The following is an 11785-nucleotide window of genomic DNA, read 5'->3' as shown; positions in this document are numbered from 1 at the left end:
CAGCAAATCACGGCTTAAAGCTTTGACTGGAGTTTTGACCCGGAGGTACTGTCGGCAGAATTAGACTGAAGCATCGCATACCTTTGGTAATCCGGTTTTTCAACAGCTTCATTTTCATTGATTTCAGGAGCAGTTTTATCGGATATAATCCTATTATTGTAATTTTCTAATGTAGTGTTGAACATATTCTTTGCATTTTCAATTTTGGAAGCTTTATCGCTTGCATTTTTCTCAAACACGCAAAGAGCCAGCAGAACAGATGATATAATTAATGTTTGTCGGTTTTTCATAAAAGGTGTCTTTGTTTTCAATTCCAATTCAGACAACTACTGAACAAAGAGCAATTTTCAAGCCAATTGGTTGGAATGCAGATAAATTAATCCGGACTGCCAAAATGGCCTTAAATCATCATTAAGGCCATTTTTGACTATTCTTTTATCTTATTGAATTATAGCAGTAAATTCAATTTCCACCAGATAATCCGGAGCAACCAGTTTACTGATCTCGTAAATTCCCGTTGCCGGTTTTATATCTTTGAAATACGCACCGTGCGCTCTTGCTATATCGTCAAAATAAATGATGTCCGTTGTAAATATACGTGTCCGGATGACATCGTTCAGACTGGCTCCGGCTTCTTCCAGCACTTTTGCAATTCTTTCAATGATATTGTCGGTTTGTGCATAAGCATCGTTTGCTTTCACTTTTTCACCATCCACAATGGCCACGGTTCCGGCCACTTCAATAACATTCCCGATCCGGACGGCGCGGCAATAACCCATTTTATCTTCCCACGGAGATCCCGAAAGTATATTCTTTCTCGACATAGCAATTGATTTAATTTATGATAAGGATTCTTCTTCTGTAATTTTCTGCTTTTTATAGTTCTTAAAACGGGTCTTCATCTTCCGACAAAGCCAGAGCAAGCCTGATCTGACCGTAATCAAACTGCTCATTAAGCAGCTCAAACAAGGGTTTCAGCGGATCATTTTTGCCAACCTGTATTTCACGTGCCGCCTGCGTTATGGTTGTCAGCGCCTTATGGTCGATCAGTTTTTTCAAATTGATGTCATGGCCGTCTTCTTTCAGCTTGATCAAATGCGAAATGATTGTAACGGCATTGAGTTCTCTTTTTTCGGCAATTACTTTTACAGAATAGCCTTCCTTGTACAAATCCAGTGTTTCAATGTAAGTCATTCCTTTTACGACACGCGTTCCCGGCTTGGTGTTTTCCTTTGCAAAAGCGACAATTTCATTGATAAATGTTTCTCCGTACCTTCTGAATTTTTCGGCACCGATACCGGAAACCGCTTTCATCTGCGCTTCGGAAACCGGCTTTTTCTGTGCCATTTCGGAAAGCGTGGCGTCGCTGAAAACGACATAAGGCGGCACGCCGAGCGCATCGGCCATTTGTTTCCGCATCATACGAAGGCGTTCAAAAAGTGCATCGCGTATGATTTCCTGTTTCGGTTTTTCCTTTAGAACAAGTTCTTCTTCCCGGGCTTTGCGCTCGGCGAGCGGGATAAATTTCACCAGCTCTACCTTGCGTTCGCCTTTCAGGATTTGCCGGCTTACAGGATTCAGTTTAAATGCATGCGCTTCGTCGTAAGCAATATCCATTGCGCCCGAATTCAAAAGCTGACTGATGTATTCGGCCCATTCCTCGCCACGCAGCTCGGTTCCTACGCCGAAAGTCGGAAGTTGTTCGTAGCCATAATGCAGCACATTGCGGTTGCGGCTTCCTCTCAGAATATCGATGAGCATACCCATGGCCACTTTCTGGTTCGTGCGCGCAATGCCTGACAATGCTTTTTGCGCAATGATCGTTGCGTCAAAGCGCGTTCTCGGATTCTGGCAAACATCACAGTTTCCGCAATCTTTGTCAACGGCTTCATTGAAATAGCTCAGTAAAATCCTTCGGCGGCAAATATCCGCTTCTGCATACTGTTTCATCCGGTTGAGCTTGGCATGCAGCAGTTCTTTCTGCTCGGCAGACTGATCTGAATTGTTGATCATATCCTGACGTGTAATGATATCGAGATAACTGTAAAAAAGGACTGTATCGGAAGGAGAACCGTCACGGCCGGCACGCCCGATTTCCTGGTAAAAACTTTCAACGTTGGAAGGCAGATTGTAGTGAATAACCCAGCGCACATTGGATTTGTCAATGCCCATTCCGAACGCAATCGTTGCGACAATAATCTGAATGTCATCTTTCAGGAATTGTTCCTGAACACGCGACCGCTTTTCCGGAGCAAGGCCTGCATGATAAAAATCTGCTTTGAAGCCCGCACTTTGCAAGCTTGCAGCTACGGTTTCCGTTCCTTTGCGGCTGAGGCAGTAAATGATTCCGGGCTGAGAATCGTGTTTATTGATAAAACTCTGGATTTGCTGAAGACGCTTTCTGCCGGGAAGTACCGTCAGACTGAGATTCGGACGATCAAAGCTGGCGACAAAGATTTCTGCATTTTCAATGTTCAGCTGTTTCAGAATGTCGCGGCGCGTAACCCGGTCGGCCGTGGCAGTAAGCGCAATAACGGGAACATTCGGGAAGCGCAGTTTCAAGGTATTAAGCTGCCGGTATTCCGGACGGAAATCATGACCCCAGGAAGAAATGCAATGCGATTCGTCAATGGCAAACAGCGATACATTCCAGTCTTTCAAAAACTCGAATGTATTTCCTGAAAAGAGCCGTTCCGGAGCAATGTAAAGCAGTTTCAGTTCACCAACTTTGGCCTGCCACATCACCTGATCCTGTTCCGAAGAAGAAAGCGACGAATTAAGAAAAGCAGCGTTGATACCATTGCTTCTCAGCGCCTCCACCTGATCTTTCATCAATGCAATGAGCGGCGAAATCACAATTGTAAGCCCGTTCCGGAGAATAGCCGGAATCTGGAAGCAAACGGATTTCCCGCCTCCTGTCGGCATCAGCACCAGACAATCTTTGTCCGCCATAACCGTATCAATAATATCGGCTTGCTGAGGACGAAAGGCATCGTACCCGAAATATTTCTTTAAAACTTCTTGTTTATTGTCCGGCATTGGAAAATCAAAATTCTGTTTTGTTATTGCTTACAGATGAACAAAAATAGCAGGTCAAAACTGATACATCATCTGCATTTTTATTTCACTTCGTTTATTTCCTTCAATTTCGTTGAGCCCCGAACTGATTTTATCCAGATGCGAATACCTTGTTTGCGACCATCGTACCCATAGTTTCAAATGTTTGTCAAGATTGTATCGGACCATCATATAATGCCTTGTTCCGGTATCATAATACGCAGGAATTGAAAATGCATAAAGCATGTCTTTTTCGTAAACATATTGCCGGCTGTCGTAATCGTCTGTATGAAAATAAGCCATTCTGGCGCTCAGTTCCATTTTCCGGAAATGCCAGCTGATATCCTGTAAAACCGTAAAACCCTTTGAAATTTTAATGTAATTCAGACTGCCGCTCTGCAAACGTGTTCGCAATGAAAAAAGCAGCGGAAAATCATATTCAATATTGATCATGGCTGTATGGTGAACAGTTGTCGCAAGCGGAAGTTTGGAAGCATGATTTCCGGGCTGGTTTTTTTGTTTTCTTTTTTCATGAAAAAGCGCGTAAGCATTGAATTTCTTGCTTGGCTTCCAAAGTGCATGCACGTAATAATCCTGTCCGCGGGACGGAGAATCAACCTGATATTTCAGCCACGGAAACCGGAAAAGGTCATAGAAAGCACTGAACTGCCAGCGTCTGTTCGGAGCGTATTTCAGTCCGGCATATACGCCGGTTTCATTGATCGGGCGCGAACCTTCACCAAACGAATTTCCGTAAAATGCATGAAAATGCTTATCGTAATGCCGGGCAAGAAGCGTAAGATCCAGTTTCTTTCCCAAACCTGCTATCATTCCGCCGACTGCGCCCAGCCCGCCGCTTTGCGACCTTGCACCTTCTCCGAAAAAATGAAAATTCTGCCAGCGATAATCACCATGTACGCCGATAATCAGATTCCGTTTTCCTGTAAATTCATAACGATTGTAGGCAGCATCCCGTTTCCTGATCGTCATGCTGTAAAAAGTGTAAAGCATCGTCGCACCGATCTGTCCGTTTTGCGAAGGCATTTTGTACAGCAAATGCATGCCTGCATTCTGCTCGGAAAGGTTGTTGTGCTTTTTTTGCTCGGCCGGCGTACGGTGATAACCCGTTAAAGGCAATGAAGAAGCAACGATTTTGTCAGGCCCGTCCGGAAGGTTGTCCTCTGTTGCATCTCGTTTGACAAAGGAATAAAAAGCAGAAAGCTCCGTATTTTTTCCCGGTAAAACAGTGACTGCTATTCCGCGAAAGAAATTGGCTTCCAGCACGGATGTATACGGTTTTAACCCCAACGTACTTCTGTAACCTGTTCTGATTACTTCCGAACCTTTTCCGAGCGAAAATCCGGCGGCCATGACCAGACCTTGCCCGGCCTGCATCTGAAAATCGCCGATGATGAGATTTTTCAATTTTCTCCGGTTCATCATCTGAATATGGAATGAAGTAAAATCACTACCGAAAATCTGGCGTTTTCCGTTCCACAGCCATAGTTTTTCACCGGCATCTTTCTCCATTGTCAGACCAAAACTGTAAGATCCGGCGCGGGAATTCCGGTATTTCAGATAGCCATTGTACGATTTTCCCTGATACCGCGAAGAAGAAGCGGAACTGGCGGGTAAATAGCCTTTTTGTTTTTCCAGCAACTTTCCGGAACGCAGCATCAGAAAATGCTGCGTGGGGTTTTTAAGCGATTCATGCAAGGAAAGCATGCGCGGCTGAACGGTTACAAACGGAAGCAGCCGGTAAATGGTTGCCAGGTCAAATTCCGGAATGGCCTGCAGTTCATAAAGCGAAAGCAACGGCCCCAGTTTCTCGCGGTATAAAAAGAATGATTGCAGCTGAATATCGGAAAGGATCAATAAAGAAGCCAGCTCGTCATGTGTTACGGAATTCAGATCCAGCGGATTGGCGTAAAGCTGAAACAGGGATTCATAAAGGTCCGAATAGTCGGTGTCTTCGGAAGGATCCGGAAAAAGGTTTTGGATAAACGAATTAATGTCCATTTCCATGCGCGGAGGCTCCTGACCAAACATGCGTGCAGGCACAAGAAAAAGGAAAGTAACCAGACTGTAAAATCCTGCACATGCAGGGTTACAGCAAAATATTTTTAAAGCGTATGCATTTTTATAAAATATAAGCATACGCTCTATATTTTGGTTAAAGATCAGAAGGCTTTCAAACTCAGATCCAGACTTCTCGCCTGATGCGTCAATGCACCGCTTGAAATGCCGGTAACACCCGTTTCTGCCACAGCACGGATCGTTTTCTCATTAATATTTCCCGAAGCCTCCGTTTCAAAGCGGCCGCCGATCCGTTTCACCGCCTCGCGCATATCTTCAATGGAAAAATTATCCAGCATGATGATATCCACTTGTCCGATCCGCAGTACTTCGTCCACTTCGTTCAGGTTCCGGGTCTCGATTTCTATCTTCAGGTTTTTCCCGGTTCTTTCAAGGTATTTTCTGGCATTCGTAATGGCTGCTTCAATGCCGCCGGCATAATCCACATGATTATCTTTCAGCATAATCATATCATAAAGGCCCATTCGGTGATTGACCGCTCCGCCTATTTTCACTGCCTTTTTTTCAAAAAGCCTGAAATTGGGCGTGGTTTTACGGGTATCCAGCAACTTGACAGGCAAATCGCCGATCAGTTTCAGCATCTGATTTGTATAAGTGGCAATCCCGCTCATACGCTGCATCATGTTCAGCACCAGGCGCTCAGCTTTCAGTATCAGCCTTGCATTTCCAGCTACCGTAAATACGATATCTCCGCTTTTGACGGAAGTTCCGTCAGAAAGTAACACATCTATTGCAAGCGGCGGATCATTATAGTAAGCTGCTGTTTCTTCCAGAATAATCAATGCGACATCCACACCGGCCAGAATCCCGTCCTGCTTGACAAGTAATTTTGCGCGGTTCTTTGCATTTTCGGGTACGGAGGAAAGGGAAGAATGATCGCCATCGCCGATGTCTTCCAGCAGTGCAAGCCGGATCAGATCGCGGAGTTCGTGCGGGTTAGTTTCCATAATAAAAAAGTAAATTCAAAAAGTTTGCTGCCTGTATGCCATGTTGTATCTGATGGCAAAAGAGAACACGTTGGCATCGGCTGAAGTCCTTGTTTCTGCGGATTTGACTTTTCTCATCAGATAACGTCCGTCGAGAAATAAATTGTGTGCCAGAGAAAAGCTGAGCCGCAAGTCGGTATAAGTAGTCGTAGCCTTGATTCCCTGAAGAATTTTCTGATTCAGGTCGCCATAGCGTGTTTCGTAGCTCTTTGCAATATTTCCGCCGAAATTGCTATTGCTGCCGAAAGGATCATTTCCTTTTTCTGCATACATCACGGTTCCGTAAGCAGAAAGGCGTGCAGATAATTTATAACGCAGAATGCCAATATATTCCTTAAAGTTGGCGCCGAGCGGATGCGCGAGTGCCTGTCCGTAATGCATGTAGTTTCTTCCGCCGTCTTTGTGCGAGTAAGTATAAGGCCGCGCCATGTTATACTCCGCCTGCAGGTCCAAATTGGGAATTCCGAATGCATCCACATATTTGGCTCCTACCTGAAGACTGTATTTGTTGGTCCAGGATTTACTTCCGTTAAAAAGAAATTTGGTAAGAAATTCGTCCAGAACGAACTGACTGTAAAGCGAAGCTTTTTTACCGATCAGCCAGCGAAAATCAAAGCCCAGAATGGCATTGTCCTGACTTCCGATGTAGGATTCCACATATCTGTAAAAAATGATCGGATTGAGATAATTCAGGTCATAACCGCCGCCGACCGAATCACGGTTGAAAACTTCCGCCTCAAAAACGCCGATGTTGACGCGATCGCCGAGATTTACGCTTAGATGGTGAATTGCCGCAAATTTTTTGCCTCTTAATCCTTCCTTCCACGACTGATCATCCGAATTGATCATGCTTGTCCAGAGATTTGTATAATGAAACCGTCCAAGCTGCGTATCCAGTCTTAAAAACAAGTACGGGCTGCTGTTATTGGATAAAATCATCGAACGGTATCCGCTGCCGAATACATTATAGTCATGGCCAAAACGGACGTTCACACTTCTTAGCGGACGAAATGTGATGTAACCGCGTGCAGATAAAAAATCGACGCCATTGTTCCTCGTTACCTTGGCAAGTCCTTCGCCGGGAAAGCTGTACTGCGGCTTGAAATCATTTACATATGCCGGAAAGCGGCCCTGATTATCGGCTACGTACGTGTAAAATCCCAGTTTTTCATTGATCATTCCCCTGATTTCGACACCTCTGCCTGTAAACCACAAGTTGGAAGTACTGTCCGGATTCTGATCCTGACCGATGAAGTTGGTCGTTGTAAAATTGAAATGAAGGTCAAAGTCCTTGTTGTGAATGCTGTACAGGTCTGCCGGATGTTCAAAAAATTTCCTTTTTTCTCCGGGAGGCGGCGATTTGAACCAGCCCAGCCTTCCAAGACGGCTGTATTGCAGCGAGTCGGTAGCAACCATGTTATCGGCCCATTCCCAGCTGTCCTCTCTAAGATAATCAATTGTTTCCCAGTCCCGTTTGGTGAGATCAACCGTACCTTCCTTAAGAATGGAGTCGGTTAATGCGACAACTGCTTTTCTTTCAAAAGGTTTTACATTGGAGTGAAAACCTTCGGTCAGCTTGCCGCGTTTGATCTCCAGCCGGTCAATCAAATGGTAATAATCATCATTAAGCGGAATAAAAGAGCTTTGCGCATGTACGTACGACAAGGATGTCAGTGTTATCAACAGTATTTGGGAAAGACGGATAATTCCTTGATACATAGGCAAAAAATTTCTACTGGACACATAACTCAGGCATTTGCCCGAAATTTTTCGAATCACTGTTCCAAATTACGTCAATGAATTTGTATTATCTTGCATGAAGTAGTTTAAAATACTGTCATCCCTATGTTTTTACTTACCCAGAAACCTTCTATCGCCGACCATTATCTGGCTGAATTGCGTGATGTGAATTGTCAGAATGACCGGATGCGGTTCCGGAGGAACATGGAGCGGATAGGAGAGTTGCTGGCTTATGAACTTTCCAAGACACTTACCTTTAAAACAGAAAGAGTTGCAACCCCTTTGGGGCAGGCTTCTTCAAGGTCTTTATTGCAGCCCGTGGTTCTTGCTACGATTTTACGTGCCGGACTTCCTCTGCATCAGGGTTTTCTGAATCTCTTTGACAAAGCAGACAATGCTTTTATTGGCGCCTACCGCGGCCATCATATCAATGATGAAGATGAATTTGAAGTAGAAATGGATTACATCACCAGCCCGGACCTGACAGGAAAAATACTGATCCTTATCGATCCGATGCTGGCAACCGGCCGTTCGCTGGAAAAAGTATATCATGCGCTGCTGCGTTTCGGGATTCCTTCTCAAACACATATTGCATCCGTTATCGCCAGTCCCGAAGGCGTGGAGTTTCTCCAGAAAAGAATTCCGCACTGCCGTTTATGGCTGGGCGCCGTGGATCAGAAACTGAACGAACAATATTACATCGTGCCGGGCCTCGGCGATGCCGGCGACCTGGCTTACGGTGAAAAATAAAATCTCTAGTTCAGCAGTTCATCAAACGTAATGGAAACATAATACGTTGAACCGACATGGGCGCTTCCGTATGCCTGAAAGTACGATTTTCCGAAAAGGTTCGTCCCGCCAATTTTCAGAATGGATTTGATGGACGAAACTTTCAAACTCACCTGTGCATCCAGATTGCTTATTGCCGGAACCATTGTGTTTGAAAATAACGGCGCGTCCGTTGAGGTCGGCACCATAAAGCTTGATTCCCAAAGAAATGCCTGCTGATAACGATAGGCAACATTAAACCCGAAAGAGCCCGTACTTGTAATCCTTTTTCCGAAATTCAGGTTATAACGGTATTTAGGCGTGTTGAACTGTGAATATTGCACTTCTGCGGAAGGTTTGAAATCCGTCAGTTCGTTGTTTGCAACATTGCCGCCTGCGTTAAAACCTCTTGGAAATGCGTAGTTCAGTCCGAGCGCAAACCCGCGCGTGGTGATTGTTTCCGATGTGTTCACCGTTCTGGAATAGGCATTGTAACTGCCCACGCCGATTCCGGATTCTACAGGCAATCCCGGCGCCGCAGCTGCGGTGGGCACTACAATCACCGAACCGCCCAGAAAATTTCTGTATTTACTCACATAATAATAAGCATCCACAAACAGCTTTTTGGCAATTACGCCTTTATAACCGATTTCGTAAGAAGCAATCCGTTCCGGTTTTAACTTGGTCGCTTTGTATTTGGGCATCTTTTCCAGTGCATACGCCTTGGCAAGATCGGGAACAAGGCCGGGAACCTGAGCCGCCAGAATACCCGGAAGCTGCGAGGCCAGAACGCCGGGAAGGTTCTGGTTTACACCGGCAGTAATGGCGGCCTGGATCGCTGCAGGCTGGTTCGGGATTTGGCCGGCTGCAACAGCCTGGTTTACTGCTTGTGTAACCTGCGCGGTAACTGCCTGCGTAATGGCAACCGTGGCCTGCTGTGTAACGGCTGCTTTGGCATAATTCGTTGCACTTTCCAGAATAGAAGGATCGCTTGCTATGGCATTTCGGATGGATTCTTCGGATAGATTCTGTCTTAAAATCCCTTTGGAAAGATTATAACGTTCATCAAATTCAGGAAGGCCGCCGATCAGCGTTCCGGCCGGCGTTTTCAGGTCAATATATTGATTTTGTGTAGTCGGAATGCGAAAACCGGTCTGATAAGACAAGCGGATATTGTGCTCGCCGAAAGATGTTACGGCTGAAATACGCGGTGTAAACTGTCCGTCAAAGTTTTCGTTTTTATCATACCTGACAGATCCGGTCAGTTTCAGGTGATTGGAAAGCAGGTTTTTTCCTGCCTGAACAAAAGCACCATATTCATTAATCGGGATAACGCCGTCCCTTCCTTCTTTTGTATCGGCAAACAAAGTTCCCGCCGAACGCAGCTGATACAACCTGTAATTGGCGCCTGCAAGCAGTTCAACAAACCGGACTTCATTTTTGAAATTGTAAAAACCTTCTATATGATAAAGGTTGGTTTTATCCGCAAAGCCTCCGCCGCCGTTGACGATGGCTGTGTTCCGGTATTTGTTCAGCAAATCGTTGAATGCAGCAGTGCCCGGCATCGGCATGTCTTTATCCGCAAACTGGCGGGCGGCAATGTGCGCTTCTGCTTCCGGAACGCCGGAACCCCGCGCCGTTGCAAATGCGCCCACATATTGTCCAAACCATGTACTGTTGGGTTTAGCCTCGTTGAGCATGGAAACGGCTGCAAGGCCGGACAAATACGATTTTCCGGAACGTTCCTGCGTTGTGTAGGCACGCAGCGTGAAATTATCGCCGCGCAGTTCAAGCTTGGCTTGTGTTAAATTGAAATTCCTTAGCGAATAACGCCCTGTGCCGGTATAAACGGTCGTTCCGTAGCCGTAGTTTACTTGTGCAACCGCTTCAACTTTTTCATTGATCCGGTAATGAACGGCCGCATTGGCCTTTAAACTTTTCGTGTTGTAATCCACAAGGTCTTTTTCTCTGTAACCTGTACGGCTTACGAACGTACTCGGAACCAGCCCTACGGCCTGCTGCGGAATGATCCCGTTTGCAGCCAGTGTTCTTGCCACGGAATTGATGTTTGTCTGGATTTCATCGCCGTAAATATTTACCCCGTCATAATCAAGGTCTGTTCCTGCGCCGCGGTTCGGGTCGCCGTTTCCGCCAACGTTGAGATTGGTATAATTGTTTGCTTCCCAGTCTTTTGCTGTTACATAAGACAGATTTGCCTTGAACGCAAGCTTATTATTGAATGCTTTGGCATAACGGATTGTACCTTCCACAAATGGCGTAGTTGCCTTGGAGCGGCTGGATTCATGCATAACGCCGCTTTTTACGTTCGCACTTAATCCCTGATACAAAAACGGACTCTTGCTGTTCATCAGGATCAGGCCGTTGATGGCATTCGGGCCGTAAAGTGCCGAAGCTGCGCCGGGCAGTACTTCCACGCTCTCAACGTCCAGTTCCGACATCCCGATCATATTGTCCAGTGCAAAATTCAGCCCGGGCGCCTGATTATCCATTCCGTCGATCATTTGTACGGTACGTGTATTTCCGGTACTTCCGAATCCGCGCATGTTGACCGATTTGAACAAAACACCCTGCGTTGCAAAGTCGATGCCTTTCAGGTTGGCGAGTGCATCGTAAAAATTGGGCGAAGCCGTTTCCCGGATTCCTCTGATGTCCATCTTTTCAATGGCGACAGGCGATTTCATAACGCTTTCTTCGATTCTGGATGCGGAAACGACCAGTTCTTTTCCCAAAACGGCCTGTTCAACCAGCTTTATACTTAGGTTCGACAATCCGCCTGTAATCTGGATTTCCTGCGTCTGAAACCCGACTGACGAAACGGCAATGACAAACGGCGGCTCCGAAGTGGTGCTCAGGCTGAATTTTCCTTTATTGTCCGTTATGGTTCCGGCTACTTTTCCCTTCACCTGCAGACTTACGCCTGCAAGCGGCTCGCCCGTGACGGATTCCGTTACGTTTCCTTCGATTACAATCTGGGAAAATGCCCGGTTACCGGCAACAACAAGCAAGACCGACAGACAGATTCTTATAATAGTAGAAGTGTATTTCATAGAATTATGAGGAAAGATTTTAGCAATATTGTATAAAGTTATAAAGATTAAATATTAAATTTTATATTC

The 11785-nt window shown here is 45.7% G+C and carries 8 protein-coding genes; 1 reads left to right on the top strand and 7 read right to left on the bottom strand.

All coding sequences use genetic code 11. The features are described 5' to 3' along the window. Positions 1–14 precede the first annotated feature (14 nt). From FEM55_RS23785 to FEM55_RS23760, 6 genes are all read right to left on the bottom strand, one after another. Entirely contained in the window at positions 15–290 is a 276-nt protein-coding gene (locus tag FEM55_RS23785) for a hypothetical protein (protein ID WP_138283827.1), read from the bottom strand. Positions 291–440: 150 nt separating this feature from the next. Then, positions 441–824 carry a RidA family protein gene (locus FEM55_RS23780; protein ID WP_138283826.1) on the bottom strand — a complete coding sequence of 128 codons (384 nt, stop codon included), beginning with the start codon at positions 822–824 and terminating at the stop codon, positions 441–443. Positions 825–885: 61 nt separating this feature from the next. After that, the gene (gene recQ, locus FEM55_RS23775) at positions 886–3039 is read right to left on the bottom strand and encodes a DNA helicase RecQ (RefSeq protein WP_138283825.1); all 2154 of its coding nucleotides are present in this window, start codon (positions 3037–3039) and stop codon (positions 886–888) included. Positions 3040–3093: 54 nt separating this feature from the next. Next, positions 3094–5214, bottom strand: a complete 2121-nt coding sequence (locus FEM55_RS23770) for a ComEA family DNA-binding protein (protein WP_138283824.1) — start codon at positions 5212–5214, stop codon at positions 3094–3096. A 23-nt stretch (positions 5215–5237) separates the two neighbouring features. Next, on the bottom strand, positions 5238–6101 hold the full coding sequence (nadC, locus tag FEM55_RS23765) for a carboxylating nicotinate-nucleotide diphosphorylase (protein WP_138283823.1): 864 nt from the start codon (positions 6099–6101) through the stop codon (positions 5238–5240). Between the two features lie 15 nt (positions 6102–6116). Continuing rightward, entirely contained in the window at positions 6117–7859 is a 1743-nt protein-coding gene (locus FEM55_RS23760) for a capsule assembly Wzi family protein (protein ID WP_138283822.1), read from the bottom strand. A 126-nt stretch (positions 7860–7985) separates the two neighbouring features. On the opposite strand from FEM55_RS23760, the gene upp reads away from it, so the two are divergent. Then, positions 7986–8630 (top strand): uracil phosphoribosyltransferase, encoded by a 645-nt coding sequence (upp, locus tag FEM55_RS23755; RefSeq protein WP_138283821.1) that lies wholly within the window; start codon positions 7986–7988, stop codon positions 8628–8630. Positions 8631–8635: 5 nt separating this feature from the next. Here upp and FEM55_RS23750 read toward each other — a convergent pair whose 3' ends face one another. Further along, positions 8636–11716, bottom strand: a complete 3081-nt coding sequence (locus tag FEM55_RS23750; protein ID WP_138283820.1) for a carboxypeptidase-like regulatory domain-containing protein — start codon at positions 11714–11716, stop codon at positions 8636–8638. Between the last annotated feature and the right edge of the window lie 69 nt (positions 11717–11785).

Origin of the sequence: Dyadobacter sediminis (assembly GCF_005860765.1) — a bacterium.
Lineage (GTDB): Bacteria > Bacteroidota > Bacteroidia > Cytophagales > Spirosomataceae > Dyadobacter > Dyadobacter sediminis.
This window is presented reverse-complemented; position numbering and strand designations above follow the sequence as displayed.

Bases quoted from the DNA above. Each gene is read 5' to 3' on its own strand.
- FEM55_RS23785 (WP_138283827.1), bottom strand. From the start codon at position 290: ATGAAAAACCGACAAACATTAATTATATCATCTGTTCTGCTGGCTCTT.
- FEM55_RS23780 (WP_138283826.1), bottom strand. From the start codon at position 824: ATGTCGAGAAAGAATATACTTTCGGGATCTCCGTGGGAAGATAAAATG.
- recQ (WP_138283825.1), bottom strand. From the start codon at position 3,039: ATGCCGGACAATAAACAAGAAGTTTTAAAGAAATATTTCGGGTACGAT.
- FEM55_RS23770 (WP_138283824.1), bottom strand. From the start codon at position 5,214: ATGCTTATATTTTATAAAAATGCATACGCTTTAAAAATATTTTGCTGT.
- nadC (WP_138283823.1), bottom strand. From the start codon at position 6,101: ATGGAAACTAACCCGCACGAACTCCGCGATCTGATCCGGCTTGCACTG.
- FEM55_RS23760 (WP_138283822.1), bottom strand. From the start codon at position 7,859: ATGTATCAAGGAATTATCCGTCTTTCCCAAATACTGTTGATAACACTG.
- upp (WP_138283821.1), top strand. From the start codon at position 7,986: ATGTTTTTACTTACCCAGAAACCTTCTATCGCCGACCATTATCTGGCT.
- FEM55_RS23750 (WP_138283820.1), bottom strand. From the start codon at position 11,716: ATGAAATACACTTCTACTATTATAAGAATCTGTCTGTCGGTCTTGCTT.